This is a genomic window from Methylobacterium sp. CM6244, assembly GCF_054817885.1.
The window spans coordinates 787,448-813,805 of the sequence record NZ_CM139247.1; the positions used below are offsets into that span (position 1 = coordinate 787,448).

Annotated in this window: 26 protein-coding genes and 3 pseudogenes; 14 read left to right on the forward strand and 15 right to left on the reverse strand. The window is 64.6% G+C overall.

The genetic code is table 11. The features are described from left to right. Positions 1-8 precede the first annotated feature (8 nt). Positions 9-455 carry a (2Fe-2S)-binding protein gene (locus ACYQML_RS03580; RefSeq protein WP_461234733.1) on the reverse strand — a complete coding sequence of 149 codons (447 nt, stop codon included), beginning with the start codon at positions 453-455 and terminating at the stop codon, positions 9-11. 792 nt (positions 456-1,247) lie between these two features. Here ACYQML_RS03580 and ACYQML_RS03585 point away from each other — a divergent pair. From ACYQML_RS03585 to ACYQML_RS03610, 6 genes and pseudogenes are all read left to right on the forward strand, one after another. Next, positions 1,248-1,739 carry a DUF302 domain-containing protein gene (locus ACYQML_RS03585; RefSeq protein WP_461234734.1) on the forward strand — a complete coding sequence of 164 codons (492 nt, stop codon included), beginning with the start codon at positions 1,248-1,250 and terminating at the stop codon, positions 1,737-1,739. A gap of 52 nt (positions 1,740-1,791) precedes the next feature. Beyond that, positions 1,792-3,063, forward strand: coding sequence for a sulfite dehydrogenase (gene soxC, locus ACYQML_RS03590; RefSeq protein WP_461235656.1), 1,272 nt, complete (start codon positions 1,792-1,794; stop codon positions 3,061-3,063). Further along, positions 3,050-3,595 carry a c-type cytochrome gene (locus ACYQML_RS03595; protein WP_461234735.1) on the forward strand — a complete coding sequence of 182 codons (546 nt, stop codon included), beginning with the start codon at positions 3,050-3,052 and terminating at the stop codon, positions 3,593-3,595. The genes soxC and ACYQML_RS03595 overlap by 14 nt, the downstream gene beginning before the upstream one ends. A 12-nt stretch (positions 3,596-3,607) precedes the next feature. Then, positions 3,608-4,402 (forward strand): thiosulfate dehydrogenase, encoded by a 795-nt coding sequence (tetH, locus tag ACYQML_RS03600; protein ID WP_461234736.1) that lies wholly within the window; start codon positions 3,608-3,610, stop codon positions 4,400-4,402. Between the two features lie 326 nt (positions 4,403-4,728). Then, positions 4,729-4,977, forward strand: a pseudogene (locus ACYQML_RS03605) (IS21 family transposase); the annotation flags it as partial. Further along, positions 4,963-5,284: pseudogene (locus tag ACYQML_RS03610) on the forward strand (transposase); the annotation flags it as partial. The pseudogenes ACYQML_RS03605 and ACYQML_RS03610, both read left to right, overlap by 15 nt. Positions 5,285-5,290: 6 nt before the next feature. Here ACYQML_RS03610 and ACYQML_RS03615 read toward each other — a convergent pair. After that, positions 5,291-6,241, reverse strand: a pseudogene (locus ACYQML_RS03615) (IS481 family transposase). A gap of 329 nt (positions 6,242-6,570) precedes the next feature. Next, positions 6,571-7,089, reverse strand: coding sequence for a hypothetical protein (locus ACYQML_RS03620; protein WP_461234737.1), 519 nt, complete (start codon positions 7,087-7,089; stop codon positions 6,571-6,573). A 229-nt stretch (positions 7,090-7,318) separates the two neighbouring features. Here ACYQML_RS03620 and ACYQML_RS03625 point away from each other — a divergent pair, with 229 nt between their 5' ends. The 3 genes from ACYQML_RS03625 to ACYQML_RS03635 all read left to right on the forward strand — a co-directional run bounded on the left by ACYQML_RS03625 (position 7,319) and on the right by ACYQML_RS03635 (position 8,584). Further along, positions 7,319-7,678 carry a hypothetical protein gene (locus tag ACYQML_RS03625; protein WP_461234738.1) on the forward strand — a complete coding sequence of 120 codons (360 nt, stop codon included), beginning with the start codon at positions 7,319-7,321 and terminating at the stop codon, positions 7,676-7,678. Positions 7,679-7,844: 166 nt separating this feature from the next. Beyond that, positions 7,845-8,108: a hypothetical protein gene (locus ACYQML_RS03630; protein WP_461234739.1), complete on the forward strand. Its 264-nt coding sequence runs from the start codon at positions 7,845-7,847 to the stop codon at positions 8,106-8,108. 311 nt (positions 8,109-8,419) lie between these two features. Then, the gene (locus tag ACYQML_RS03635; protein ID WP_461234740.1) at positions 8,420-8,584 is read left to right on the forward strand and encodes a hypothetical protein; all 165 of its coding nucleotides are present in this window, start codon (positions 8,420-8,422) and stop codon (positions 8,582-8,584) included. Between the two features lie 209 nt (positions 8,585-8,793). Here the strand turns inward: ACYQML_RS03635 and ACYQML_RS03640 are convergent, their stop codons facing one another. From ACYQML_RS03640 to ACYQML_RS03655, 4 genes are all read right to left on the reverse strand, one after another. Beyond that, the gene (locus ACYQML_RS03640; protein ID WP_461234741.1) at positions 8,794-10,026 is read right to left on the reverse strand and encodes a relaxase/mobilization nuclease domain-containing protein; all 1,233 of its coding nucleotides are present in this window, start codon (positions 10,024-10,026) and stop codon (positions 8,794-8,796) included. Next, on the reverse strand, positions 10,023-10,238 hold the full coding sequence (locus ACYQML_RS03645) for a hypothetical protein (RefSeq protein WP_461234742.1): 216 nt from the start codon (positions 10,236-10,238) through the stop codon (positions 10,023-10,025). Before ACYQML_RS03645 ends, ACYQML_RS03640 begins: the two co-directional genes overlap by 4 nt. Beyond that, entirely contained in the window at positions 10,235-10,702 is a 468-nt protein-coding gene (locus ACYQML_RS03650; RefSeq protein ID WP_461234743.1) for a hypothetical protein, read from the reverse strand. The genes ACYQML_RS03645 and ACYQML_RS03650 overlap by 4 nt, the downstream gene beginning before the upstream one ends. A 65-nt stretch (positions 10,703-10,767) precedes the next feature. Continuing rightward, positions 10,768-11,526 carry a hypothetical protein gene (locus ACYQML_RS03655; protein ID WP_461234744.1) on the reverse strand — a complete coding sequence of 253 codons (759 nt, stop codon included), beginning with the start codon at positions 11,524-11,526 and terminating at the stop codon, positions 10,768-10,770. 275 nt (positions 11,527-11,801) lie between these two features. On the opposite strand from ACYQML_RS03655, the gene ACYQML_RS03660 reads away from it, so the two are divergent. After that, positions 11,802-12,305 carry a Thoeris anti-defense Tad2 family protein gene (locus tag ACYQML_RS03660; protein ID WP_461234745.1) on the forward strand — a complete coding sequence of 168 codons (504 nt, stop codon included), beginning with the start codon at positions 11,802-11,804 and terminating at the stop codon, positions 12,303-12,305. 434 nt (positions 12,306-12,739) lie between these two features. Here ACYQML_RS03660 and ACYQML_RS03665 read toward each other — a convergent pair whose 3' ends face one another. Beyond that, positions 12,740-13,348: a hemerythrin domain-containing protein gene (locus ACYQML_RS03665; RefSeq protein ID WP_461234746.1), complete on the reverse strand. Its 609-nt coding sequence runs from the start codon at positions 13,346-13,348 to the stop codon at positions 12,740-12,742. A 226-nt stretch (positions 13,349-13,574) separates the two neighbouring features. Beyond that, the gene (gene gstA / locus ACYQML_RS03670) at positions 13,575-14,192 is read right to left on the reverse strand and encodes a glutathione transferase GstA (protein WP_461234747.1); all 618 of its coding nucleotides are present in this window, start codon (positions 14,190-14,192) and stop codon (positions 13,575-13,577) included. Between the two features lie 136 nt (positions 14,193-14,328). On the opposite strand from gstA, the gene ACYQML_RS03675 reads away from it, so the two are divergent. Next, complete coding sequence (locus ACYQML_RS03675) at positions 14,329-14,715, forward strand: winged helix-turn-helix transcriptional regulator (protein WP_461234748.1); 387 nt, start codon at positions 14,329-14,331, stop codon at positions 14,713-14,715. 505 nt (positions 14,716-15,220) lie between these two features. On the opposite strand, the gene ACYQML_RS03680 is transcribed toward ACYQML_RS03675, so the two are convergent. From ACYQML_RS03680 to ACYQML_RS03705, 6 genes are all read right to left on the reverse strand, one after another. Further along, a complete protein-coding gene (locus tag ACYQML_RS03680) occupies positions 15,221-16,837 on the reverse strand; it encodes an FAD-dependent oxidoreductase (protein ID WP_461234749.1) in 1,617 nt (538 codons plus the stop codon). 150 nt (positions 16,838-16,987) lie between these two features. Further along, positions 16,988-17,992 carry an SLAC1 anion channel family protein gene (locus ACYQML_RS03685; RefSeq protein WP_461235657.1) on the reverse strand — a complete coding sequence of 335 codons (1,005 nt, stop codon included), beginning with the start codon at positions 17,990-17,992 and terminating at the stop codon, positions 16,988-16,990. Between the two features lie 62 nt (positions 17,993-18,054). Next, positions 18,055-20,301: a xanthine dehydrogenase family protein molybdopterin-binding subunit gene (locus ACYQML_RS03690; protein WP_461234750.1), complete on the reverse strand. Its 2,247-nt coding sequence runs from the start codon at positions 20,299-20,301 to the stop codon at positions 18,055-18,057. Positions 20,302-20,315: 14 nt separating this feature from the next. After that, positions 20,316-20,762: a (2Fe-2S)-binding protein gene (locus ACYQML_RS03695; protein WP_461234751.1), complete on the reverse strand. Its 447-nt coding sequence runs from the start codon at positions 20,760-20,762 to the stop codon at positions 20,316-20,318. 104 nt (positions 20,763-20,866) lie between these two features. Continuing rightward, on the reverse strand, positions 20,867-21,814 hold the full coding sequence (locus ACYQML_RS03700; RefSeq protein WP_461234752.1) for a GlxA family transcriptional regulator: 948 nt from the start codon (positions 21,812-21,814) through the stop codon (positions 20,867-20,869). 190 nt (positions 21,815-22,004) lie between these two features. Continuing rightward, positions 22,005-22,799, reverse strand: a complete 795-nt coding sequence (locus ACYQML_RS03705; protein WP_461234753.1) for an SDR family NAD(P)-dependent oxidoreductase — start codon at positions 22,797-22,799, stop codon at positions 22,005-22,007. A gap of 119 nt (positions 22,800-22,918) precedes the next feature. Between ACYQML_RS03705 and ACYQML_RS03710 the strand changes: the two genes are divergently transcribed. From ACYQML_RS03710 to ACYQML_RS03720, 3 genes are all read left to right on the forward strand, one after another. Continuing rightward, a complete protein-coding gene (locus ACYQML_RS03710; protein ID WP_461235658.1) occupies positions 22,919-23,893 on the forward strand; it encodes a GlxA family transcriptional regulator in 975 nt (324 codons plus the stop codon). 976 nt (positions 23,894-24,869) lie between these two features. Next, positions 24,870-25,877: a nucleoid-associated protein gene (locus ACYQML_RS03715; protein WP_461234754.1), complete on the forward strand. Its 1,008-nt coding sequence runs from the start codon at positions 24,870-24,872 to the stop codon at positions 25,875-25,877. After that, complete coding sequence (locus tag ACYQML_RS03720; RefSeq protein WP_461234755.1) at positions 25,874-26,353, forward strand: hypothetical protein; 480 nt, start codon at positions 25,874-25,876, stop codon at positions 26,351-26,353. The genes ACYQML_RS03715 and ACYQML_RS03720 overlap by 4 nt, the downstream gene beginning before the upstream one ends. Positions 26,354-26,358 lie beyond the last annotated feature (5 nt).

Consider the following 26,358-nt stretch of genomic DNA (forward strand, 5'->3'; position numbering starts at 1 on the left):
TCGGCTCCTCAGGCGGCCGCGCGCCGAACGGCGTCAGCGATAGCGTTGTAGGTGCCGCAGCGACAGAGGTTGGTCATGGCGTTCGCGATGTCGGCATCCGAGGGCTTCGGGTTCTGCTTCAGAAGGCCGGTCGCGGCCATCACCTGGCCAGACTGGCAGTAACCGCATTGCGGCACCTCGCCCCCGATCCAGGCCGCTACCACCTTAGCGCCCATGGGGTCCCGTGCGATGGCCTCGATAGTTGTGATACTCTGTGTGCCGACGCTCTCGGCCGGGATCTGGCAGGAGCGCGTCGCCTCCCCGTCGAGGAGCACGGTGCAGGCACCGCACTGCCCGATGCCGCAGCCGTACTTGGTGCCGGTCAGGCCTAGGCTGTCGCGCAGTACGAACAGAAGTGGAGTGTCCGGGTCTACAGCGACTTCGTAGGCGCGGGCATTGACTGTCAGCGTAATCATCGTCCCTCCTCCCCGAACAGGGCGCAAACAAGTGCCATCCGCAAGATCCTGCTCACGGATACTTGCCGACGGGGTATTAAAGCTCGAATGTCCACCCGTGCTTACGACCTGTCCGGCACAGCAAAAAAAGTTATTCGTACGGGATTTATGTTCCGGAGTTCCGATCGACCACGCGATGTTACTACATCGTTACAGGTCGCTACAGCCTTCTGGTATCATACGAAGGTAGAGGGGTTCGAGTACGGGGAAGCACTGCAATGATTGGTCCTCTACATCCGAGCGATCCGGTGTTCCATTCGGTCGGGCAGCCGACGCGAGATGTCTCCGCCAGAACTTCAGGGATGCATGCTCGTGCCCTTGAAGGTTACGCGTCGCCTAGGCCGCCCGCAGGGCGCTGGAGCTTGGTTGGGTCGGCATAGGCGGACTCGGACGAGACTGCCGGCGTGTGTCCCAACGAATGTCTTTGGCCGCGGCATATGCCGGATACCCAGCCTGCTCGGACGTCTGCTTCATCTTCGCTCCTCAGGGGCTATGATGAACCAGCTATAATCCGTTCGCGAGAACTTGGTCGGACTGTTCAAAGCGGCGGGTCAATTGAAAAGGCCGTCACCTCCCCTCGCCGGACTCCCCTCAGCTGATCGGACGTCCCTGCCAGCCGAATGCCCCCGTGCAAACCATACGATGGTTTAGGTCGCCCTCATCCTTTGCAGTAGCCCTCCATCCTCCAGCGCGGGTTGGATCATCTTCGATCTTAAGCGAATTAACTGATCAAGGAATAGGAGATGATTACCGATGCCCTTCAACCTTCGTTATATACAACAATTGATAGCCAGCGGTATTCTGGTCGCCGCAGCATATACCACGATGGCGCACGCAATGGAGGATAAGATGCCAGAGGCAACAAGAATCGAGAGCGCATATTCCTTCACGGATACTCTTCAGAGACTGCGATCTGCTTTGGAGAGCAAAGGTCTCACGATCTTCGCGGTGATCGATCAACGCGAAGCTGCACGATCGGTCGGTCTGGACATGCCTCCCACGACTCTGCTTGTCTACGGTAATCCCAAGGGTGGCACTCCCTTGATGCTGGCTGCTCCTGACTTCGGCCTCGAACTGCCTCTTAAAGTGCTGGTGCGCGAGGATCCTGCACGAAAGACCCTCGTCGTCTACCTCTCGGCCAAAATACTCGAAGGCAAGCACGGACTGCCTGCAGGGTTGGCCGAGAAGTTGGCAGGTGCCGAGCCACTGATCGCCGCAGCCGTCAGTGCCGGTAGATCGAACTGAAAAACCGTCTCACGAGCCAGCCTTTCGGCACTTGGTCGAGGAATTCGAAGCCATGAATCCCATACGTCGAGGCCCGCCGCTCACCCTGGCTTCCGACGGACTTTCGCGCCGCCGAATTCTCGTAGGAGCCGCCGGTCTCGCCGGGGCTGCCGTCGCCGAGACCGCGGCAGCCGACAGTCTTGCCGATGTGCCGGCCCGTGGGCCTGGTGCCGCGCTTTCTGACAGAAGCGAGCGTTCGGAATTCGTTCATCTCGCTCGAGTGCCGGAATCGACCCCCGGGCGGCGCCACATCGACGCTGCGGAAGCCATCAATTCGAAGGCTCCGTTGGACAAACTCGTCGGCACCATCACCCCGGCGGACCTGCATTACGAGCGCAGTCATTCGGGGACACCGGAAATTGATCCGGCCAAACACCGCCTACTGGTTCACGGCATGGTGAAGAAGGAACTCGTCTTCAACATGAACGACATCCTCTCCATGCCGTCGACGTCGCGCGTCGCCTTTCTCGAATGCACCGGGAATGGATGGGAGAATTGGAAGGAGGCCCCGCCCGACGTCACGGTCCAGAACACCCACGGGCTCATCAGTACGAACGAATGGACCGGGGTGCCCCTTTCGTTCCTCATCGACCTTGTTGGCGTAGAGCGCAACTCAACCTGGATGTTGGCCGAAGGCGGCGACGGCTCCGCTGTCGCCCGAAGCATCCCGCTAACCGACGAGATCGTTGCGGAGGGTATGCTCGCATTCGGACAAAACGGTGAGTCACTCAGGCCCGCGCACGGCTTCCCCCTCCGCCTTTTCCTACCCGGATTCGAAGGTAACTTGAATATCAAGTGGCTTCGACGGCTGAAATTCGGTGATCGACCGTTCATGACCCGCTGGGAAACGGCGCGCTATACCCAGCTCCAGGCCGACGGCAGGGCGCGTCAGTTCCAATTGAAGCAAGAAGTAAACTCCGTCATCACCGCCCCCTCGGGGATGATGACAATTCTTCCTGGCTATAACCGGATCACTGGACTTGCCTGGAGCGGAAACGGATGCGTCGTTCGTGTCGAGGTAAGCACCGACGGGGCAAATACGTGGAAAGACGCTAAAATCAACTTACCCGCACTTCCGAAGGCACAGACTCGGTTTCAAATTGACTGGAATTGGGACGGGATCCCAACCAAAATCGTCAGTCGTTCAACTGATGAGAAGGGTAATGTGCAGCCGGACAGAGCGACTTTTATCGCCATGACCGGAACAAATGCCCTTTTTCACTACAACGCTCAGCAGACCTGGGCGATTGGGGCGGACGGAGTGGTACGCAATGTCTTGGCTTAACACGCTTGCCTTGGGGCTCCTGGGAGCGGCGTCGCTAGCGACGGGGGCTCATGCCTACGATTTTGGCCGTCCCGCCACAGCTGAGGAAGTAAGGTTGTGGAACATCGACGTCCTGCCGAACGGAACGGGACTTCCTTTCGGAAGTGGTACCGCCCTGCGTGGTCGCCAGGTGTTCGAAGAAAACTGCTCAGCCTGCCATGGCGAGCGAGGAGAGGGCGGCGCCGCGGATCGACTGGTGGGCGGCCAGGGGACGCTCACATCGAATCTTCCGGTCAAAACGGTCGGTAGCTTCTGGCCCTACGCCACCACCCTCTTCGACTACATCCGACGTGCCATGCCCTACCCTGCCCCCCAGACCCTCAGCGACGACGACACCTATGCGGTCGTTGCCTACATCCTGAGCCTCAACGGGATCGTTCCGTCCACGCTTGAGCTCGACCGCTCGAGTCTGCCCGCTATCCAGATGCCGAACCGCAAAGGCTTCGTCCCTGACCAGGACTTTCGCGTCATTCGCAATTCCCGCCAACCGTGAGCGAGACAAAACATGCCACACGAACTCCCCCGTCCCAGCCGGCGAGCGGCACTGAGCGTACTAAGTCATGCCGCTCTTCTCGCCGGCGCCGTCACCGCTGCGCCGACCTCGGCTTCCGCCCGCCTTGATTCAGAAGCAAGCGATAGCAGTGGGCTTGAAGACCTGAAGCGCCGCCTCTCCGCCGCTCCCCGGCGCCGGACCTTCGGCACGGTTCCGTTTTTACTTACGTCACGCGACCAATGGGATCACGAGGCCGCCGATGCGGTGCTCTCGTACAGGTATCGCTCCCTTCAAGTCTGGGAGCCCACTGAGCTTGGTGCTCCTTGGCTCAATCTGATGCGGGAAGCGATCAGCGGACAAGTATTCTCGCACGGAAATCCCGGCTTCCTCGCTGTTGCGGCTATTCACGGGTCTGCCCACCTCGCGCTTTTCGACCAGGTCGCTTGGGATACTCATGGACTCGCCGCACTCTCGGGCGGCAAAGCCACTAAGAACACCTTCGCAAGCCCGAAACCCGGGACTTCGTCGGCGGACGACATTCAGAATGTTGCGGGATATTACGGTCCGGATAATAACAACATCCATACGCTACAGGAACGAGGTGCGGTTTTCGTTGCATGTCACGACTCTGTCCATGCCATCGCCCGCGCTGTGAGGGAACGCGGGGGCGGATCCGGCTCTTCGGCAGATACCATAGCGGCGGACCTAACGAACCACCTCGTGCCAGGCGCCGTGCTCGTGCCGAGTGTTGTCGCCTTCTTGGTTGAATTGCAGCGGGCAGGCTTTACCTACGCCAAAGCCGGGTGACAGCCGGCCCCAGACACCTTAATGACCGCCATTCGGGCCGCCTTTGCCCTGAACAGTCCGCAGTCCGGCAGTTTGTCGTGAGAGTGTCCCGGGAGACGGGCTAGGAGCCCGTCCGAGTAATTCTCTCGACGGCGGGACCGGAGGGTGATTCACTCGGCTCATGGCCAAAATGTTTCGCTCCTAGGATGCGGATCAGGACTGGTTGCTGCCGCCCTCGCTGCACGAGTTCGTGCCGCCTGGGCACATGGCACACCTTGTCCGCGACACGGTGCGGGAAGCGCTCGACCTTTCTGCCGTACTCGACACTTACAGCAAGAAGCGCGGCAAACCGCGGCAAGCACGAGTTCCCCCAGGTGCTGCGCCTGATGGAGGCGATGCACAAGGACGTCGTGGTCTCGGCCGTCACCGACGCGATCCGGCTCGGGGCGATTGGCATCGATGCAGTTAAGCTGATCGTGCTGACCCGGCTGGAGCGCCGACCGCTCTGCCTCGACTTGGAAGCCTACCTAAATTTGCTCAGGCCCATGGTGAGGACGACCATGGCCGCCGACTACACGGTGCAGGCCCATGAACTGCCCCATGCGGTTCCACTACTCGATCAACTGCCCGGCGTGCCCAAGTTGGTAGTCGGAGACCGTGGCTACACCAGCCACGCCTTTCGCGAGCCCATTTGGGACATGGGCGCGCGGCCTGCGATCCCGCCTCAGCGCCACGAGACGCTCGTCGCTTGCCCGGATTGGATCTACAACAATCGTAATCAGGTCGAGCGCCCCTGGGCCAGGCTCATGAACCACGCACCATCGCCACCGATACGAGAAGACCGCAGTCAGCTTCGTGGGCGTCTTGTGCCCTTTCGCTGCCATCGACTGGCTCAAGCGATGACAAGCCCTAGCTGTATGGTCCCGGAATGAGGTGTGACGGGTCGATCCTGAAGCGATCGGGCTCTTTCGTCCAGGCATTGAGGATGAACTCAGTACGTGTCAGGCCACGCAGGGTCTTGAGCCTGCGGGCGTGGTTGTAGGCATCGACGAACAGATGCAGGTGTGTTCGAAGCTGAGCATGGCTGTCGTAGTGGTAGAGTTTGACCGTTGCGTCCTTGATCGTTCGGTTCATTCGCTCGACTTGCCCGTTGGTCCAAGGGTGGTTCACCCTGTTCAGACGGTGCTCGATGCTATGCTCGTCGCAAACACGATCGAAGATGTGCTGACTGTCGTAGATGTCTCGCTGGCGTGACGTGAACTGAATGCCGTTGTCGGTGAGCACCGTGTGGATGCGGTAAGGCACCGCTTCGATGAAGTCGCGCAGGAACTGGGCCGCCTCCATTTTGCCGGCGCTTTCGACCAGCCGTACGAAGGCGAACTTACTAGTTCGGTCGATGGCTACGAACAGCCTGAGTTTGCCTTCAGCCGTGCTGATCTCGGCAATATCGATGTGGACGTAGCCGATGGCGTAGCTCGCGAAGCGCTGCTTCTTGGGTTTGTCGCCGTCGATCTCGGGCAGTCGGCTGATCCCATGCCGTTCCAGACAGCGATGCAGCGAAGACCGGGTCAGGTGCGGGATCGTCGGTTGGAGACCGTAGAGGCAGTCGTCGAGGGGAAGCAGGGTTTGACGCCGAAAGGCGACGATGATCGCCTCCTACTCAGGCGTGAGGACGATGGAGCGCGGCTCCTTGGGTCCCATCCGGGCATCCGCGATCGTCGTCCGCTTGCGCCACTTCTGCACCGTCGTCGGACTGACACCGTAGCGCCGGGCAAGCGCCCTTACGCTCTCTTCACGTAACTGGATCGCGCGACGGACTGCCTCCGTCGTGGTGGCGCTTCCATGGAGAACCTGGCCCATAGCGCTTCCCTCGCAGCATGGTGCTCAACCGTATCACCACACTGCGGGATCAAACACCTAGCTCAAGCGGCGGTCATGTCTGATGAAGGAAGACGATCGGCTGCAGCCCGGTTGGAAGAGACATTGCGACAAGCGCTTTGCCGTCCGCACTCGCCGGGTAGATGGCAGAATGCACGGCCAGACGTAGTTGACCCTTGGGGGTCTGGTGTAGCTACGGCACAGGTCGGTAGCGAAGCTCGGTGTCGATGCTGCCGCGGTGGCGGGGCAGGACCTCTTCGGGAACGTCGACTGATTGGCGAAGCGAAAGCGTAACTAACTGGGACTAGTAGCTACGCTCCACGGGCCGCCCGGGCGACTTCCTCTCTAGCTCGGACCGCTCCGGCTTCGGAGCGGTACTCGTCACTCCGAAACCGCCAGCGCCGGTGAAGCACTCGCAGGAACCGCGTCACCCGGATGGGCTCTGCGAGGACCTCCGCCTCAGCCTCGTCTGCGCGCTCGGCCGCCGTCAATGCGCGCCGGGCGAGGGGCCTCCCATGCTGGCGGGCGATCTCGTCGTGTGCTTCCGCGAACACTGTCTCGTACTGGCGCTCCTCAGAGCCATTATCGTGGTGCCGCCCCGTCCGTCGCAGGACAAGGTCGAACGGCGCGACCGTTTCCAGGGCGGCACGCAACCCTCGGAGTTGTGCCAACCTCCCAGCCTCGGTCGCGGCGGCCGCGATCCTAGCATTCGCGAGCTCGCGCTCCAGGCGCTCCGCATGCCGCTGCCACGATATCGCCGCCTCGCGCTCGTCCGCTATCGCATCGCGGACCGCCCAGACCAGACCCATTCTCGCGTAGTCGACGCTCACGATACCCTCCCACTTCGGCCGAAATTCCGGCCAAAGCGGGAGTCTAGCGGATCCCGAACTCAGGCGAATCCCCCCGCGGACACGGAGCCCAGGTACAACTCAAAAGGACACGTGGAAAAAAGATGAAAAGCTAAATGTCCGTATCTTGTGGGACATCTTATCTGCATGCATATTGTTGCCTGGAGACGGCTCTGCCCGCTCCTCTCTCCAACGACGGATGCCTCCTCGGATGCCCCTCACCGCCCTTCACCCCACGCTGAACACGCCCACCGCCGCCGTCAGCTTGACCATCGCTCAGATGTCCCTCACGGCGGATGCCCTCCGCACGGCAGGCTATTATGACCTGGCTGAACAGATCGACCGAGAGGTTTTCGGGTACGGACCTACTGGAACACTCGTCCTTCGCGGGGGCTGGACGGCGTGGGGCTACGATCCCCAAGACGGCGAGCCCGAGGGTGTCGGTGCCCAACCTACCCGCGAAGACGATCTTGACCTGATCCGACCCGGTGTTCGGATCATCGTTCGCAACGCCTCCGCGTTCGAGGTGACGCGGCTCGTCCGGAACACCAGGGCTGCGACCGCCGCCTGAGCCCTAGCCCCCGGGCGGCCTAGGGGGCCAACAACAGAGGCCCCCAGTGCTGCCGTCAGACAAACCCGCGCCCAAGAAAATGGGCAGGCCCGCTTTACCGGTGACGTCCGCTACCGTCCTCGCGCGAGTCGGCGCCATCCTCATTGGGCGCGATTGGCAGCGCCCGATGGCCCGGCTGTTGGGGCAGCTTCATCCGAACGGCCCCCGCGAAACCATGGACCCAAGGCTCATTCAAAGGTGGGCGGTCGGCGAGAGACGAGTCCCCGACTGGGTCGTCCCGAAGCTCGCCGAGCTCCTGAACGAGAGAGCTGTGGAGCTCGGGGAACAAGTCAGGGAAGCCGACGACCTCGCAGGCCAACTCAGACAGCACGGGCTCATCGAACCGCCCCTCTCTCCCGAGGACGCGGCCGCCGTCGAGGAAATCTACTGAGACGTCCCCGGGTGTATGCAATTCTCCCCCCGATCTCTCGCCAGTGTCCGCATTCACGGACACTAGCGTGGAGCCGGCACCGTCGCCTGCTACCCGAAACAAGAGCCTACTGATGATTTCCTCGTTCACCCCCGGGCGCCGCCGTCGGCCCCAGGATCCTCACCCTCGCAGAAGCCAAGCCGTATGCTAGGCGGTCGCTCGACTGCCTCTCGACCGGGTGCTCGCTTTTGTACCCCCAGCGCAGGGTGTTCTTGCTTACGACCAGCGCTCTCCTCGAGTTCCCGGTTTGGGCTATCGCTAATGTGGAGGAGATGTCCCGGGCCGAGATCCTCGCTTATGCGCGCGCCTTCTATGAATACAGGCTGGACGACATCGGGCGCGCCGACGGAGAGCTGAATATATTCCCGAGCTCCCCAGGCAGCTGCGTCAAGGTCACGCTCAACCGCATCATGGGCTGGCTCTCCAATGGCGCGTAGGCTCCGCCGTCCCTGCACAGCGGCTAAGCATATTGCCGAGATAGCCGCTCGGGTCGCCGCACGTGCGATGGAGCCAACTACCGAGGCAAAGGCTGAGCGTGAGTGGCAGCATGCTAAGCGCGGCCACAAGCCCCCGCGCCAGCACTCACGCGTCAGCCCTGCGATCCGCGCCAAGTCGACCTCGAAGATTGGCTCAGCGCGACAAAAACCTAACCGAGGCGGGGCCGATCCCACGTAATCGGGATACCCCAAATATCGAGAGACTGCCCGGGGACGGGGACCCACCGACCGGCACGCACCGCATCGAGACCGGCGGCCATAGCCACGGCTCGATCTGGGTGCATCAGCCTCAGGCGCGCTCTCATAAGGGCCGCGGCAGGGCGAGCCTCGATACGTGCGAGTGCATTGCTGACACTACCCCCGACTGATCGTCCACCGCCGTCGTGAGCTCCTGGAGGACGTCCAGCATGCTCCTCTCCGCAGGGGTTTCCTCGGGCGCCAAGGCCGTTATCAGGGCCTCCAGCAAGCGCCTCTGCGCGGCCTGCTCCGCGATGATCTGATCCAGCCTGTCGTCCATGATCGTTTCCATGTGCTGCTAGGGTGAGGCCCGCCAGGCGCGCCTTCACGTCGCCTGCGGGAATGCGTGTGCCGTCTGCCCGGCGTGCGGCCGCGCCCACTAGGCGGGTGGCGAGATGCGCTGTCCCGCTCCCGTCGACGACGACCGGACCGGACCGCCCTTCGCGGAGATCGAGGCCCCGTTCCCTGAGCGCCGCGAGAAACGAATCGCCATGGTCCGACGCGCGCCATGCTGCCAAGGCGGCCGCGCGTAGGTCGTCGAGGGGGACGCCGGTCCTCTCCTCGATGAGGCGCTCGGTCGGTGACAGGCGGGCCACGGGGCGCTCCACCTCGGTTGCCCCCGCTGTCTCCATCCAGTCGGCGACGTCATCGCGGCCCGCCTCGCGCAGGGCTCGAACGATGGCCCGGGCGTGCTTGGAGGGCGTGGGCCCCGGCATGCCGAACTCGAACTCGACCACGCGCGCGACACGCTCCCGGCGGGCGAAATCGAACCCAACGTCGACGACGTTCCCGGACGGCCGTACCAGGCTGTAGACCCGATGCTCGTGCCGGCGTCCGTGCTTGACGTGGACAGCACCGCATACGGGCTGCCCGGCGAGCCCGAACTCGGCCTCGAACAGTTGCCAGAACCGCGACCTGGCGGCGTCGTTGTCGGCGATCTCCAGGTTCGGATCGCAGTGGACGTGATAGACGGGGCGGTCCGTCCGGCCGCCGAGGCTGAGGGCGACGAGCTCGCGGACCTGGCCGACCAGATCAGGGGAGCCAAGGCCTCGGGCGGGGATGACCAGGACCTCCTCGTTCTCGGCTTTGAGCAGGTGGTGCGCGAGGGCATCGCCGCCTTTGCCCCGCATCGCGCCACTGATCATGGTCGCCTCCTGCGGGGCTTCTTCGGGGGCGCGATGGCCGGCACCGGCGGGGGCAGGATGGGCGCGCCTCGGTCGCCGGGCCGCTCCCCAATGATTGCCAGGGCGGCGGAGAAGTGGGTGAGCGTCGCGGCGTCACCGGCACCGTGAGCCTCCATCACGATGAGGCGCATTTCGTCGGTCGCGACGGCCTGGATGCGGATGCGGCTCGTCATGCCGAGGCCCTCGCATTGAGGCCGACCACCATCGGCACCAGGGCGCCCCGGATACCATCGAGGCCGAGGATGACCTCCTCCGTCTTGCCGGCCCGCGCCGGACCGTAGAGGCTCCCGACCTCCCGAACGAGGCCGGCGAGAACCATCAGGTCCGCGTCCGGGATCCGCTGCCGGGGGCCCGACCCACGGTCCGCCTCGGCGTCGAGCCCGAGGGCATCCGCAACCAGGCGGCGGACATACGCACCGTCCGTGACGCCCGCCGCCTTGGCCGCCTCGGTGAGGGCGCCGCGGAGGGGGCCCGTGAGCCGGACGTCAACCTTCGAGGCCAACTTGCGCCGGTCGATAGCCGCAGGCACTTGGGGTCCACGGGGCATAGCCCCTGGCAGCGAGCCGCCCGGAACGGGGGGCGACTGGAGGGCGGCGCGCGGAGCGTGTCCGACCGCCATGGCTGGCTTAACACTCATTCCTCTACTCCTGCACTTTAGATGTCGGACAAAGATTGTCGGACGGCCTTGCGAAACCTTCACGGCTACTTGGGACCCGGCGGCGTGTAGATCTCAGGCTCCTCGTCTGCTGTCCCCTTGGGAGGCGTCGTGCCAGGGGGGATCACAGCCGTCCCTGTAACCCCCGCTTCCCCCGTGGTGCCTCCCGTGCCCGTGTTCCCGCGGCCGCCCTGGCTGGCTCGCTTGGCTAGGCGGGCAACCCGCTCCGCCAGCATTTCCGCGATGCCCTGCTCGACCTCTCGTGGGACATTTAGATCTGGCGGGACTGGCTCGCCGAGGCGGCGGGCATCCGTCTGACGGCGTGAGAGGACCTGCCTGGCATCGTCCCAGGTCGCGAAATCCGTCGCGGCGACGCTCTCCAGGTCCCGACGAATCGCTTTCGCCTTCTCCGGAATCTGAATTTGCGCCTCCTTGACCCACCGCGTGCGCCTGCCCAGGATTTGGAGAGCGCGCAGGTACTCCGCGACCTCACGTCCGACCTCCAGGCGAGCGCGGGCGATTGCGGCTTCGTTGACGCTCATCCCGTTCGGAACGCTGGCCCTGTCGATTTCGAGGTACGCGCGGAGCCAGTTGCGGTCCGCGCCATGCCAGATCTGGGGCGTCGCCAACGCACGCCTATGCAGGTCGGCTTTGGCCTCTGCACGCTGCTTTCTGACAGCGTCAGACAACTCGTCGGAGGGCGTCGGACGCGGTCCGACGGGCTTATCGGACCGCCGGGAGAGCGGCCGCGCTGGGGGCGGAGGGGCAGGGGTGAACCCGATGAACGTGAGGATCTGAGTGAGCATGGGGTGCCTTCGTGGTGTCTGACCTCCATGGATGGTCCGCACGGGGAACGACCGTCACAAGGGCAGATTTTGCAGGACCGCGAGGCATGTGCCTTACATGGGCCGCGGATGACCCTGGGCGGTACCGCGGATGGCCCAACGGTAGACCGCGGATGGGCCGCAGATGGTCCAACATTGGTCCGTTGTTGGGCCGCGCATCTGAACAGGTGTTCATCGCTACTTGTGACGGTCGCTCCGCAAGGGGGACGATGCCCTCCTAACCCTAGGAGATCGCCGTGTCGGACACCCTGATCCACCACGCCGATGCCATCATGCCCGGCCTCCACGCCCGCCTCGTTCGTCTCGATGCCGTCCGTCCGGGATGGGAAGAGCTCTACCGCGCGGGGGCGATGGCCAATGCCGTCGGAGGCCGCGTCGTCCTGGAGATGCCGGAGGAGCGCCTCCTGGCATGGCACAGGCTGATGCTCGATGAGGGGCAGGACCACTGGCTGTCCGTGAAAGCGGACAGAAGCGTCGGCCTAGTCGACCTCGGTGACGCCCCCCTCGTCACCCTCCGCCCGGTCGCCGTCACCGGCCGCGACCTCGGGCAGGCCCTGATCTGGCTGCGCCAGGGCGAGCGCGTCCGCCGGGTCAGTTGGCGCAGGGCGTACCGGTACCTAGTGCGCCGGCCGGATGATCAGGGCGACGGCCTCCACCTTGTGGAGCCTCGAGCGGACGACGCGCGCTGGATCGGCGAGAGCGAGGACCTCCTCGCCTTCGATTACGAACTCGTACCGTAGCCAAGCAGGCAGCGGACCAATAAATTATCCGTTGCTGCAGGCAGCCTCTAATTAAATATAATTGCACAAGCCGTAGCGAGCGACGCTTAAAAGCCCACATGAGGCAGGGTTTCATTGAACAGCAATGGATGCCCCCTTGCCGACCCGCGGAAGGTCCGCTCCCAGGCTGTTCTGGCGGAGGCCAACGTCCGGGTTGGGTTGATTTTAGCCAGTCTGGTTCAAAGCGGAGACTGCCTGGAAGAAGACGCTGTCAAAGCACATCGGCAATATCTGGCCGGACTGTTTCCGCGAGGGCTTTATAGCTCTGCCCAAGTCGCTCGTACTGGACCTTTCTCAGTGTCCGGCTTCGCATCGCGGATGACGATCATCGCCGAGCCCTGATCGGCCCCGCGCGTGTGGTTGAAATCAACTCGGTTCGGGTCGCTCCGCTGCATTTAAAGGGCGTCATAGAAACCGATGGCCTCTTCGAGTTCGCGCTCCTCGTATCCAAAGTGCGAGACGACGATCCGCTCGAAAACCTCGTAGATCTCGTTGAGCGCGAGGATGCTCTCCCTGGTCGGGTCCGATGCGATGGCATTCGAAGTTTCCCGGATGCGTTCGAGCAGGGCATGCACAGTCCGGTGCTCCGCGCCGAGACGGTCGAGGACGGGGCGCAGGCCCACGTTCTGCCTCAGATGGGGGTAGAGGCTGCCCTCCTCGATGTCGTGGTGCATCTGAAGGAGATGACACTGCCTTCCGCACAGATTTCCGAAGGTTCGGTAGTTCTCGATCATAGACAGGGAAGCCATGCGGTGGGACACGGCCTCGACGTTGCCGGCCCCCGCCAGGAGTCGGCTCAGCGCGTAGCGAACGGCGGCGAGCTCCTCCAGATGGTGGCAGTGATAGAGGCCAAGACGCCGTCCCTGCGCACGCTGGGCAGGGGTCACGCCGGGAATGGCCGGTGCCCTGGGGCGGGTGGCATCGTCGAGGAATGGGATCCCGTCGACGGCACTGGCGGTCATGGCATCGACGGTTGCGGCGGTGTTTCCGGACATGCTCGGCATACGATTGTCCTTGGTTGCAAGGTGCTCCCGCGGCGACATCGCTGTTTCGCTGGGGCCCGTTCTGCACATGGGCTCGGCGGCCGGCTTGAGCCTAGCCGCGGGCCCGCGGCCCACCCGATAGGAGCGCGGGGACAGTGTTGTGACGCGGTGGATCACGGGATCAACCGCGTCGGAAATGCCGCTTTGCGGGTTGCCTTAGAATGGACGAGAGCGACCCGCAGATGCGTCACGCCGCCGTCGGCAGACCCTCCGCCGCCATCGCGGCCTGGACGGCCTTGCGGGCGACGACGCGCCGGCTGAACGCGCCGAGGCGCGGCCTGCCAGCGAGATCCACGCCGAGCTTCGGTGACCAGCTCAGCACCGCGAAGAGATAGGCGTCTGCGACCGTGAAATCCGGGCCGGTAAGGAAGGGGCGCCCATCGGAGAGAGCCTTGTCGATCACGTCGAGCTTGCGCCCAAGATTAGCCAACGTCGCCTCGCGCGCCGCGGGTGCGAGCGTTGGATTGAACAGCGGACTGAAGGCCTTGTGCAATTCAGCCGAGATGAAGTTCAGGTGCCCGTTGAGCCGCGCGCGCTCGACGGTGCCGGAGGTCGGGGCGAGGGTGCCGGGCGCATGCTTGTCAGCCAGATACTGCACGATGGCCACGCCCTCGGTCAGGACCTCGCCATCATCGAGCTGGAGTGCCGGAACGTAACCCTTGGGGTTGATGGTCGTGAAGTCCACGCCAGAAGCAGTCGTCTTGGTCTTGAGGTCGACGGCTTCGATCTCAAAGGGCAGGTCGAGCTCTCGCAGAACGATATGCGGCGAGAGCGAGCAGGCGCCGGGGGCATAAAACAGCTTCATCGGAATTCTCCGGTTGCGACGTGACCGCAGAGCTAGAAGATATCGTAACTTTAGGAAACTCGGTAACTTTCTGTGACTGCCATTTCACGGTATCGTCCGGGAAACCAAGTCGCCAACCGGTACCGAGGAGGGGGTCATGTTTTTGAAGCTCAGGAAGAAGGTCGCGCCGCCCTCGGGCTGCCCGATGTCCACCTGCATGAGCCTGCTCGGTGGTGTCTGGACGCCGGAGATCATCTGGAACCTGAGCGAGGGGCAGCGTCGCTTCTCCGAGCTGCGCCGCGCAATGCCGACCATCTCCGCCAAGGTGCTGAGCGGGCGGCTTAAGGATCTGGAAGAACGCGGCGTCCTTTCCCGCACCGTCTTGTCGACGACGCCGCCGAGCGTGGACTATGCCCTGACTAAGCTCGGAGAAGAGCTCACCCCCGTCATTCGAGCCATCGTCGAGGTCGGCACGAAACTGCATCTTCGGACGAAATCGGAGCCGGTGCACGGGGAGGCTCTGCAGGGCCAGGTCGCTGTCTAAGGGCGCCGCGCTCCTGATCATCCCCACGGTCAGGCAGCTATCGATCAAGCGTTGTCATCGTGTTGTACGAAAGCATGAGGTCCGACGAAATGAGGTTCTCCCCTTGATGGGCGAGGGGCGATGTCCCCGGGATCAGCAGAATGTTGGGCGAGCGGGCGAGTGAATGGCGGCTTCGTTCCCGGCCTCTGCGAAGTCGACCGCATGACGCTCCACGTCAGCAACCGAACCGGTATCTGGCCAGGGTTCGCACTGCGGCAGGGAATACCTGCTGTGATGACAGTGGTTACCCTCCACCGTCGCACACTCACGCCGATTACGGATTTGGGGCTCTGATCGGCCCCCATGATGCAAGGGCGTTCATGTCCGCTTTTGCCACCGATATTGAATGCCCGGAGTGGCTCAAATGGGCCGAAAGCGGAATGGCCAGGTTGGATGAATTTTTGCCAGTCCGCTTTCGGATGAGGATCTGCAAAACCGACGTTCACTAACGGGTGAGCGCAAGCGATCACCGATTGAGGTGTTCCCAGACCCTGGAGACAACGACCGATCCCTCGCCTACCGATGATGCGACGCGCTTGACCGAATTGGCGCGCACATCGCCGACCGCGAAGAGGCCGGGCTGCGAGGTCGCGTAGGGCGAGGTCTCGCCGATCGCCTCCCCGGTCAGCACGAACCCGTGGGCATCGAGCTTGGCGAGGCCGGAAAGCCAGCCGGTATTGGGCGCGGCACCAACCATCACGAACAAGGCACAGGTTGAGATCGTGCGCAGGGTGCCGTCTGCGACGTTGCGGATCGTCACCGCTTCGAGGTGATCCGCACCCAGCAGGGCGGTCACCTCGGAGCCGTATTCTATCGTGATCGCGGGCTCGGCCTCCAAGCGGCTGGACAGGTAACTCGACATCGAGGTCGCGAGGGATCGTCCGCGCACCAGGAGGCGCACATGTCCCGCCGAGCGGCTGAGGAACATCGCCGCCTGACCCGCCGAGTTGCCGCCGCCGATGATGATGGTCTCGGTGTTCTTGCAGTAGCGCGCCTCGATTTCTGTGGCTGCGTAATAGACGCCCGCGCCCTCGAAGGCTTCGAGGCGGTCGATCGGCAATCGCCGGTATTGCACGCCAGTCGCGGCGATGACCGCGCGCCCGCGAACCCGCTGGTCGTTGTCGAAGGTCGCGCAGAAGGCGTCGTCTTCGAGCCGCTCCAGCTTCACCACCCGGCGCGGCATCGCGAACCGCGTCCCGAACTTCATCGCCTGGACCTCGCCGCGCCAGACGAGGTCGGCCCCGGAGATGCCGGTCGGGAAGCCCATGTAGTTCTCGATGCGGCTGGACGTGCCGGCCTGGCCGCCGATCGCGAGATCCTCGATCACCAGGGCGCGCAGCCCCTCCGCCCCGGCATAGACGCCGGCCGCCACTCCGGCGGGGCCGCCGCCGACGATGAGCACGTCGAAGGCCTCGTCGTCGACGAGGTTGTAATTCAGGCCGAGCAGCTGCGCGACCTTGTCCGGGGTCGGGTTTGTCACCACGATGTCCCGGCCGAAGATCACGGCCGGCCGAGCGGAGGAAATCGCGCAGCTGTTCGCGATGGCTCCCGCTTCTGGAGTGCCAAGCGCGTAGGATCGGTAGGGGAAGCGGTTGCGGCTCGCGAATTCGGCAATCCGCCGGACGGCCCGGTCGTCATCCTCGCCGATGAGGACCAGCGTACCGTCGCGCGAATCGAGCTGTCGCCGCCGGCGCGCAGCCAACACCGTGATGACGATGTCCGACATTTCAGGGATCTCAGACATCAGCCGAAGCATGTCGACCCGTGGCACCTCGATGACGCGGGTCTCGGTAACCGCCCGCATGGGCATCGACCAGGTGCCGCCGTTCAGGATCGAGATTTCGCCCATGAACTGCGTCGGCCCGAGGGTGGACGGAAGGTGGCGCTCGTCGGTGAACGGGTTCACCACTTCGATCTCGCCCTCGACGACGTAGACGAAGCGGTCGGCTGGTTCGCCGGCGCGGGCGAGGAACGTCCCGGCCGGATAAACCCGCTCCGCCCCAAGCGCCCGGAGCGCGGTGACATGCGCGGCGGCCAGGGGGACGCGCTGCATCTCGTGGAGGTCGCGGCCGATGGTTTCCATGTGTTCCTCCATCGCACGATCAGAAGCAGCATCGATCGCGCGTCTTAGCCAAGCAGGCGCGCGGTCTTGCAACGGGTACCACACTGGTCCGCCTGCGCACCGGCGCTCGAACAGTCTTCTCCGCGTTCGCCGGCCGACGGAGTACGTGGACTAACCGGCGAGTTGACGGAGTTCGCCCCGGGCAATGCCGACGAGCGTGCGCATCGCTAGGCCGACAACGATCACCGTGGCAAGGCCGAGCAACAGCAGCGCCAGCGCATCTGCGGCGATTGCCTGAGCATGCCCGGCATAACGCAGCGCTGCTACCGCCATGGCGGCGATGGGGAAGCTTACAGCCCACCACGAAATCCGGAACGGGCAGCACCGCGGCAGATCGCGCAGTCGGCCCATAAGCACAGTGAAGACGAACAGGGCGACGAGGAAAAGTGCCTCGGCGAAGGCGTCGACCCGGCCGAACGTCGCGACGTAGCTGGAGAAACCGACCGCGAAGGGGGCCACGAGGATCATCAGAGTCGGCCGCTGGGCCGGGACCAGGGGCTCCTCGAACACGAGCCGGGCAAACACCAGGGTGAAGAGGGGGACCGCAAAGAACAACCCGATGCTCAATGAGAACATCATCAGGGTCTGGGTGTGCGGCAGTCCGAGCGCCGGCCCCGCCAGTGGCACGTCGAGAAGGCCAACCACCGGCACGATCCAGGCCGGCGTTGCGTGGGAAAGCTGGTGCCGGCTGCCCATCCAGCGGCTGACGATCAGAAAGGCGAACAGAATCATCCCGCCGGCGCCGAGCGTCCAGGCCGCCGCCGCTAGGAACGGGCTGAGTGGCTGGAGCACGAAGGGTAGCAGGAGCAGGCTGATGAGCACCGTCCCGAAGAGGTTCCCGGCGATCGGGTGCCGGAACTCACTCTGGACGCTTGTCCAAGCGGTCACCGCCTTAGCGACGTAAGCCAGGGCTAGGAGGCCGAATACGGCGAGCGCGCTCCAGCCGATCCCATCGCCGATGACTGCAGGCGGCCCATACCGGGCGCTTGCCAGCCGCCACCCGATGCTGAGCCCCGTCAGTCCCATCACGGAACCGAACAAGCTTACCGGCAGGTAATCGAATAGGGGTTTGCGCGCCGCGGAGGCAAGCCGCAGATTGTCCGCGGTAACAGGCATCGTCATCGCCGCGCTTTCTCCATGCAGGCAACCGGGGGGCATCCGAAGCGAGGCAATCGGGATCAGGCACCGGACAGCCGGGTCTTTGCGAGCGGCAGGCTGCGGATGCGCTGCCCCGTCAGCGTCGCGACGGCGTTGACCACGGCCGGGGGTACGCCAGGCAGCCCCGGTTCACCGATTCCCCCCATCGGGGCCCCGCTCTCGATGATGGCGACGTGCACGCGCGGCATGCGCTCGCGGTCGAGGATAGGATAGGCATCGAAGTTGCGCGCCTGACGCTGCCCGTCCTCGTAGACGACCTGCTCCAGGAGCGTCGAGGAGAGTCCTAGGGCGGCTGCGCCCTCCACCTGCCGCTTGACGATGGCGGGGTTGACCACACTGCCCGGATCTATGGCGATCCAGAGGTCATGCACCCGCGCCTCGCCGTCCTTCAGCGAGACTTCGGCAATGGTCGCCGTCTCGGAACCGAAGGGCGAGGCCATGGAGACGCCGCGCGCCCGACGCGTGCCGTCGGCTGCCTGGAACGTCCCGCCTTTCCAGCCACCGGCCAAATCAGCGACGGCCCGAAGCAGGGTTTGGTGGCGCGGACTGTCCTTCAGAAGCGCCATGCGGAGCGCAAACGGGTCCTTCGCTCCGGCGGCCGCGATCTCGTCAAGGAAGCTCTCGTAGAAGAAGTCGTTCATCGAATGTCCGACAGAGCGCCAGAAGGCGATCGTGACCGGGTGCGGCACCTTCACATAATCGAGGCGCCGGTTTGGAATGGCGTAGGGTTTCTTGTCGAGACCTTCCACGACAGACGAATCCACCGGCGATTTGAACAGAGCACCGAACCAGCGCCCGATGGGGCCTTCGCCCACTGCCGTCGTCTGCATGGCGACCGGCATCCCGTCGCTCCCGAGAGCCGCGCGGAAGCGGGCGAAGCTCAGGGGACGCACCGCATCCATGCCGAACTCCTCCTCGCGCGACCACAGCACCCGGACCGGTCGTCCGGTCGCCTTCGCGAGGAGGATTGCCTGTGGGAACGGGTTGGCGGGTCCGTAGTAGAAGTGGCGTCCGAAGAAGCCGCCGAGCATCGGCGAATGGATGCGCACCTGCGCCGGCTGAACTCCCGCCGTGCCGGCCGCGACCTGTTGGAACAGTTCCGGCATCTGGTTGGGCAGCCAGAGGTCGAGGCTACCATCCGCCTCGAACCGGGCGATGGCCGAGGGGGGCTCAAGCTGGGCATGCGCGAGGTAGGGCGCATCGTATTCCGCCTCGATGACCTTCGCCGCCGTTGCGAAGGCGCCCGCGACGTCGCCCTCCTGCTCGGCGGCGATGCCCGGCTCCGTCGTTGATTTCAGTGCCGCGAGCATCGCAGTTGACGAGAAGGATTTGGAGACCGTGGCGACCCCGTCCTGAGCGGGGCTTGTCCAGGTTACCTGCAACGCCTCCGCGCCCTTGCGCGCCCGCCACCAGGAATCCGCCACGACCGCCACCGCGCCGGGCAGGCGATGCACCGAGTCGATTCCAGGCATCGCACGGATGTCCACCTCGTTGGCGATGGTCTTAGGCTCCGTGCCAAGATGCGGAGCGTGCTGGATCGCCGCGTGGAGCATCCCGTCGAGGCGAATGTCGATCGCGTAGACCGCTCGGCCTGTGGATTTGTCCCGCATGTCGAGCCGCGCGACCGGCTTGCCGATCCACCGAAAGCTCTTGGGGTCCTTCAGCGGCACGTCGTCCCGTGGCTGGAGGGCGAGCGCAGCGGAGGCGAGTTCGCCGTAGCTGAGCGACCGGCCGGAAGTGGTGTGGATTACCCGGCCGTCATCGGTGGTGAGCTGACCCTGCGGGACGCCGAGCTTGGCCGCGGCGGAGCGCAGCATTAATTCGCGGGCCGTGGCGCCTAGGCGCCGCATGGCCGCGTAGCTGGAACGGGTCGAGAAGCTTCCCCCCGTCATGCGCAGGCCGTTGACGACGGCGTAATCGGGGCCGGGTGGCGCGCATTCGACGTCAAAGCGCGACGGGTCGAGGTCGAACTCCTCACCGATGGTCTGAGCCAGACCAGTATTGATGCCCTGGCCGCCCTCCACGAACGGGCTCAGCAGGCGCACCGTGCCGTCGGACCGCATCTCCAGGAAGGCCGCGACCCGCGTGCCGGGCTTGGGCGCTATGGCGGCCGCGCCCTCAGGCCGCTCCCCGGCGCCGACGGGGTTGGGACCAAGATTGACGCCGAGCACGAGGGCGCCGGTGGCGGCACCGAGGAAGTTTCGCCGCGACAAGTTGCGGATGGGCTCGCGGCCGGCGGTCGGCCAGGAGGGCGTGACGTCGTTCATGGTACCGTCTCCCCTCAGGCTGCGGCCTGCCGCACGGCGGCGGCTATGGCGTTGTAGGTGCCGCAGCGGCAGAGATTGGTCATCGCCGAGGCGATGTCATCCTCGGTCGGCTTCGGCGTTCCCTTCAGAAGGCCGGTCGCCGCCATGACCTGGCCCGACTGGCAGTAGCCGCATTGCGGTACCTCAATGCCGATCCAGGCAGCGATGACCTTAGCGCCCACCGGATCCCGCTCGATCGCCTCGATGGTGGTGATGCTCTGTGTCCCCACGCTCTCCAGCGGGATCTGACAGGAGCGCGTCGCTTGTCCGTCGAGGAGGACCGTACAGGCGCCGCACTGTCCGATGCCGCAGCCATACTTGGTGCCGCTCAGCCCAAGGGTGTCGCGCAGGACGAAAAGGAGCGGCGTATCGGGTTCAGCCTCGACAGCATGTGGCCGGCCATTGACCGTCAGATTCACCATAGCCGCGTTTCTCCAAGAGGTCCGCCCCGCACTGCATTATGGATAAGTCTGGCCGATGCGGTCGCAAACGTCATAAACGCAGCGTTTTCGGACATGCGCCGCCTTCACGCGGCGTGTCTATCTCGCAGCAATCCCTGCCGGATCTCCTGCGGGGTCTGCCCGTAGATCCGCAGGAAGGCGCGGCGCATCCGCTCCCTGTCGGCAAATCCGGATTCTATAGCTACCACATCGAGGGAGTGCCGACTCCGCACCAGCAGCACGCGGGCGGTATCGGCACGCAGACGCTCGATCACCTTGGCCGGCGACAGACCGAACTCCGCCTGGACAGCCCGGTTGAACTGCCGGGGTGAGAGGCGGGCGGCATCGGCGAGGCGGGTCACACTGAGCGGTTCCCGCAGATGGCCACGCGCGAACGCGAAGGCCCGTTGAATCCGATCGGATTTCGGCTCCAGGTCCAGGAGGTCGGAGGCCTGCGGCTGACCGCCGGAGCGGCGTCGATCGAGGAGCATCCGGCGGGCAACTTCGCGGGCCGCCCCCGGCCCGAGGTCGTCTTCGACCAGTGCCAGGGCCATGTCGACGGAGGCCGTCATGCCGGCCGAGGTCCAGATCGCCCCATCCCGAACGTAGAGCTGGTCGGTTCTCACCCGCAGGTCGGGAAAGCGCGCCGCCAGCTCCGCGTTGTCGCGCCAATGGGCCGTGACCTGACGGCCCGCGAGAAGGCCCGCCTCCGCCAGTACGAAGCTGCCCCGGCAGAAGGATGCGACACGCCGCGCCTGCCCAGCTACCCGGCGCACGAACGCGAGGAGGACCGGCGAGTCCCCCCCCGCGCTTGTAGTGGCTCCGACGATGAGGGTGTCGAACGCCGCCTCGCCGGGTGGCTCGGTCATTACGGCAAAGCCCGCGTTCGTCTGAACCGGACCGCCCGCTTCGGAGATGAGGTGCAGGTCGTAGAAGGGTTCGCCCGCAACGTTGTTTGCCACCTGGAACACCGCCATGGCCGAAAGCGACATCAGCTTCAGCTCGGGGATCGCTAGAACGCCGATGGTCACCAAGGCCTTCTCCCTGCGTTCGGTTTCCCGGAAGTATTGGGTGACATTAACAGATTTCGCAGAGGCGGTCCCCGGTTAGCGACAAAGAGCGGCTTCGCGACGAAGTTCTCGACAGGCCCTTATTGGCGAGCTGACCTGAACCTGCTGTGCTCAGAACCGCGATGTTCGGGCGAGCGACTCGGCGTGAATCGTCTCAACCCGCCCGATACCGGTCCGCTGCGACGGCGCTCGACAGGTGTGGCAGCATCGCTTGGCGAGCGTCCTCCCATGCCTCCCATTCGGCCCCCTCCATCAGCGACGGAACAGTGGCGAACTCGCCCCGGTCGAGGCCGACTAGGGCTGCGTCTACGAGATCGGCAGCGGACATGACCCACCCCTCGGGAAGGTTGCTGGCTGGAAGCCCGGCGATATCCCAGAACTCCGTGCCGGTCGCCCCAGGCAGGACGACCTGCACGGCCACCCCGGTGCCGGCGAGTTCCTTGCGCAATGAGTGACTGAAGGCGAGGACGAAGGACTTTGTGCCGCCGTAAACGCCGTTGAGTACCTCCGGGCCAATGGCGACGATCGAGGCGATGTTGATGATCGTGCCGCTGCCGCGCGCTGTGAAACGTGGGACGGCCGCGTAAGTCAGGCGCGTCGGGGCAGTGACGTTGATCGCAATCATCTGTTCCATCTCGTCCACCGAGGCGGATGCCAGGGGCGCGGCGCTGCCGAAGCCGGCATTGTTGACCAGATGGGTGATGCTTGCATCGGTCTTCAGGATCGCTTCGACTGCGCGGAGTCCCTCGGCCCCCGCCAGATCAGCCGCGACGGCTCGGACCGTGACGCCATGGCGACCCGACAGTGTTTCGGCGACCGCATCGAGCCTTGCCCTGTTTCGTGCCACTAGGATGAGATTGTGGCCGCGCGCAGCGAAGCGGTCGGCGTAGACCGCACCGATGCCCGAGGAGGCTCCGGTGATGAGCACGGTTCCGGGCTGGTTACCCATAGTCCTAGTCCTTCGTAATACGCCGCTGGTTGTTTGCGACGGCACAACACTACGACTGGACGGCGATGTCTTAAATGACGTAAAAGCGTCAATTCCGGACATTAACGGTGGTGGTTTCGTTGCCAGAGGTTGGCTTCATTCTTGAGGACGGGTTCCAAGTCATGGGACTGGCCGCGTTATCGGCCTTCGAGTTCACCAACGTGGAACTCGGATACGAGGCCTACCGCCTGACAGTGATGTCCGAGTGTGGTGGAACGATCCGGTCGTCGCTGGGCATCCGAGTCGAGACAGTTCCTCTTACCGTCGCACCGGACACCTTGATGGTCGTCGGTGAGCTGCTTCCCCGCCCAACCACGCCTTCCCTACGCAGCTATATCGCCGAGGCGGGTCAGACGTCCCGACGCGTCGCGGGACTATGCACGGGGGCATTCGCCCTGGCCGAGGCAGGATTGCTCGACGGCCGTTCCGCGACCACGCATTGGGCCCATGCCAGGGACTTACAGGCTCGGTTTCCCCGCGTCCGCGTCGACGAAGACCGCATCTTCGTCTCCGACGGACCCATCTGGACATCCGCCGGGATGAGCGCGGCCATCGACCTGACACTCGCCCTGATCGAAGACGATCACGGCGCGGACCTGTCGCGGATGGTGGCGCGCAAGCTCGTCGTCTACCACCGCCGCCCAGGCGGTCAGTCCCAGTTCTCGGCACTCTTGGAGTTGGAGCCCCGCTCCGACCGCGTCCGCCGCGCGCTCGTATACGCTCGAGAGCATCTGGCGAATCCGTTGACCGTCGAGGAGCTTGCTGACGCCGCGAGTGTAAGTCCCCGCCAATTCAGCCGGATCTTTCGCGAGGAGACCGGACAATCCCCGGCCAAGGCCGTAGAGCGCCTCCGCCTGGAGGCCGCGCAACGCATGCTCGAAGACGGACGCCATGCGATGGATGTCGTTGCGCGCGACACCGGCTTTGCCGATCGCAATCGGATGCGGCGGGCTTTCCTGCGCATGTTCGGTCAAACGCCGCAGAGCTTGCGTCGCGGCACGCGCGTCGTGGAGCCGTCCGATACACGCTTACAGGCAACCGAGACAACGGAATGAGCGGCCGAGTCGGGTCGGATGCGGAACGTCCGCTTCCGGACAGGCAGCCAACTTCAGCTCATGGCGCACAGCGGCGATGACGAATGGCGGGGTTGAGTAGATTTTTGCTAGTCTGCTTTCCCGCACCAAGGTCAGGAAGTCGGACATTCGTCTGGACTGCGACGCAAAATGGCTTCGCACTCACCGCGGCCGCCAGCCACCTCCTGCGTCAACTCCGAACCGGACGCTTGGCGCTTAAGTCCCAGTGGCGCCCATCCTTTCAGGCGGTTTTCGGGAGAGCGGGCGCTCCTGACTAATGGGTCAGCAACCTCCGCCCGACCCGGACGTCCTCTTTGACAAGCCCGACCTGTCGCTCGACGACACGCACGGGAAGCACATCGTCGAGCATCCGGCGCTCTGCGCCTGCGGGGAGATCGACGGGGCGGTGCACCACGCTTGGCGACACAACCGCACCGACAAGGACGACACGCCGGTGCTGATGGAGTTCGCGGCACCGATCGAGGTCCGTCGCGGTGGACGGTCGCGACTTCCTTTACACCGCGTTCCAGCTCGGCAAGCCGGATCGAGCCCGGGTGGTCTTGGACTGGCTCTTCGGTCCGCGCGTCCTCAGATACGCGGAGCGTGCTTGGGACCGAAAGTAGAAGGGATACGACATTGCCATAGGCGATCCACGACCCGGAGGTGATAGGCGCACATCGCGCCAACGCCACGGTCATGGGTGGGTGTTACCGGACCGTCTTCCACAACGCCTTCACGGTTCGGATGCCGATCCCGCCCGAGGCGATCATCCGCGTGTGGTCCCCGCGAGAAAAGCCGCCACGCACCGTCCCGGAAGTCACGCTCGATGCGGTCCGATGACCGCATGCGCCGGCGGCGTGGTCGGGCTCGGCCTATCCGATGCCGGGAATCGTGCTAACTAGAACAAACTGCGAACCGCGTTGGCAGGGCCACCGGTTACCAAGGGGGAGCGGACCGGATGCCGGTGTTGACCGACGAGGAAAAGGCGACGCTGCTGGTCGAGCATTTCATCTTCCACTCCGTTCATCACGGGAAGCCAGATCCGACGCTTCGTAACAGGGTGCACATCGGGAAGTTCGAGCCGTTCTTCGTGGCGCGCGTCATCGACACGCTCAAGGGCAACCGCTTCGTCTTCGACCACGCCTCGCCGACACTTGCCGCCCTGCGGGGCGCGGAGGACGACCCGACGACGTTCGTCGAGATGTCCAAGGAGCTCGCCCGCCAGTTCCATCGCGAGGACGACCAGACCAAGCACGACGGGCGTTTCAAGCGCGGGATCCTGATGGTGGCAATCCTCAGGGCGGGGGGCCGCCGCTTCTATTCGCTCATCAAGTTCGACCACGGTGGGCAGGTGATCGACATCGTCGAGGAGGATGCCGACGCGACGCTGGCGGAGGTCCTGAACCCCCTGACCGAGAACAAAAAAGCGCTCCAGAAATCGGCGTTGATTGAGCTCGGCGACGATGAAGGCAAGCTTGTCGTGATCGACCATAGCAAGCGATCAGGCATCACCGACTTCTTCCAGGAGTTCCTCGGGGCGCGGCGCGCTAAGGAGGCTCCTGAATTGACGGACGCGGTGGTCAGGGCCGTCCTGGCGACGGTCCGCGCCCATGCCACCGAACTGCCGCCGCAGGTGTGCGCCCAGTGGCGCGAGCGGCTGACCGACATCGCCCTACGTCGTCAAGAGTTCGACGCCGAGCAGGTATTCTCTGACTTGTTCGGTGCCGGCGGTACCGAGGCCGTCCGGTCGACCTGGGACGCCCAGCTCGCGGCCAACGACGTCGATGGCGAGGGCTTCCCGTTCGACCACGGATCGCTGCCATCGACGGGACCGCGGAAATACCGCACGGCCGAGAACATCGAGATCACTGTCCCGCCCGGGGCGAAGGACACCTTCGTCTGGGACGAGCAGGACGACGGCTCAGTCATCGTGACGATTAGGACAACCTCGCTCGTGTTGCGATGAGCGCAGGCTTCGGTAGGACGGTCGCTGATACGCTGCGGGTCCTGGCAGGACAGCCTGGCGCAGTGCTGTCGGAGACCCGCGACGATGTCGAGGCCGGCATCGCGGCAGCCATGGCGGATCCGGGATTCCGGCCCCGGAGCTGGAAATCCCTGGTCGGCTGGATTCGCCGGTCGGCGAAGGATCGGCTCGAAGCAGCTCCGAAGCAGGTCCGCACCGTGTCGGGCATCCAGCGGAAGCCCACCACCGTGACGCCGGAAATGATCCGGGCCCAACAGGTTCACCTCGCCTCGGAGCACTTCCGCGGCCACTGGTCGGGCGCCTGGCCGAACCACTGCCGGCCGGGGCATCCCGACTGCACGACGCCCGACGAAGTGATCGAGGACGCCCGGATCGCGGTCCAGATGGAATCGCTGCCCAACCCCAACATCGCCCGCGAAATGGGCTTTGCCCCGGACCGTTTTTCGCGGTTCCAGTAGGAGAT

What these genes read in the sequence shown, in the direction of transcription:
- ACYQML_RS03580 (WP_461234733.1), bottom strand. Translation starts at nt 455, where the DNA reads ATGATTACGCTGACAGTCAATGCCCGCGCCTACGAAGTCGCTGTAGAC.
- ACYQML_RS03585 (WP_461234734.1), top strand. Translation starts at nt 1,248, where the DNA reads ATGCCCTTCAACCTTCGTTATATACAACAATTGATAGCCAGCGGTATT.
- soxC (WP_461235656.1), top strand. Translation starts at nt 1,792, where the DNA reads ATGAATCCCATACGTCGAGGCCCGCCGCTCACCCTGGCTTCCGACGGA.
- ACYQML_RS03595 (WP_461234735.1), top strand. Translation starts at nt 3,050, where the DNA reads ATGTCTTGGCTTAACACGCTTGCCTTGGGGCTCCTGGGAGCGGCGTCG.
- tetH (WP_461234736.1), top strand. Translation starts at nt 3,608, where the DNA reads ATGCCACACGAACTCCCCCGTCCCAGCCGGCGAGCGGCACTGAGCGTA.
- ACYQML_RS03625 (WP_461234738.1), top strand. Translation starts at nt 7,319, where the DNA reads ATGCCCCTCACCGCCCTTCACCCCACGCTGAACACGCCCACCGCCGCC.
- ACYQML_RS03630 (WP_461234739.1), top strand. Translation starts at nt 7,845, where the DNA reads ATGGCCCGGCTGTTGGGGCAGCTTCATCCGAACGGCCCCCGCGAAACC.
- ACYQML_RS03635 (WP_461234740.1), top strand. Translation starts at nt 8,420, where the DNA reads ATGTCCCGGGCCGAGATCCTCGCTTATGCGCGCGCCTTCTATGAATAC.
- ACYQML_RS03640 (WP_461234741.1), bottom strand. Translation starts at nt 10,026, where the DNA reads ATGATCAGTGGCGCGATGCGGGGCAAAGGCGGCGATGCCCTCGCGCAC.
- ACYQML_RS03645 (WP_461234742.1), bottom strand. Translation starts at nt 10,238, where the DNA reads ATGACGAGCCGCATCCGCATCCAGGCCGTCGCGACCGACGAAATGCGC.
- ACYQML_RS03650 (WP_461234743.1), bottom strand. Translation starts at nt 10,702, where the DNA reads ATGAGTGTTAAGCCAGCCATGGCGGTCGGACACGCTCCGCGCGCCGCC.
- ACYQML_RS03655 (WP_461234744.1), bottom strand. Translation starts at nt 11,526, where the DNA reads ATGCTCACTCAGATCCTCACGTTCATCGGGTTCACCCCTGCCCCTCCG.
- ACYQML_RS03665 (WP_461234746.1), bottom strand. Translation starts at nt 13,348, where the DNA reads ATGCCGAGCATGTCCGGAAACACCGCCGCAACCGTCGATGCCATGACC.
- gstA (WP_461234747.1), bottom strand. Translation starts at nt 14,192, where the DNA reads ATGAAGCTGTTTTATGCCCCCGGCGCCTGCTCGCTCTCGCCGCATATC.
- ACYQML_RS03675 (WP_461234748.1), top strand. Translation starts at nt 14,329, where the DNA reads ATGTTTTTGAAGCTCAGGAAGAAGGTCGCGCCGCCCTCGGGCTGCCCG.
- ACYQML_RS03680 (WP_461234749.1), bottom strand. Translation starts at nt 16,837, where the DNA reads ATGGAAACCATCGGCCGCGACCTCCACGAGATGCAGCGCGTCCCCCTG.
- ACYQML_RS03685 (WP_461235657.1), bottom strand. Translation starts at nt 17,992, where the DNA reads ATGCCTGTTACCGCGGACAATCTGCGGCTTGCCTCCGCGGCGCGCAAA.
- ACYQML_RS03690 (WP_461234750.1), bottom strand. Translation starts at nt 20,301, where the DNA reads ATGAACGACGTCACGCCCTCCTGGCCGACCGCCGGCCGCGAGCCCATC.
- ACYQML_RS03695 (WP_461234751.1), bottom strand. Translation starts at nt 20,762, where the DNA reads ATGGTGAATCTGACGGTCAATGGCCGGCCACATGCTGTCGAGGCTGAA.
- ACYQML_RS03705 (WP_461234753.1), bottom strand. Translation starts at nt 22,799, where the DNA reads ATGGGTAACCAGCCCGGAACCGTGCTCATCACCGGAGCCTCCTCGGGC.
- ACYQML_RS03715 (WP_461234754.1), top strand. Translation starts at nt 24,870, where the DNA reads ATGCCGGTGTTGACCGACGAGGAAAAGGCGACGCTGCTGGTCGAGCAT.
- ACYQML_RS03720 (WP_461234755.1), top strand. Translation starts at nt 25,874, where the DNA reads ATGAGCGCAGGCTTCGGTAGGACGGTCGCTGATACGCTGCGGGTCCTG.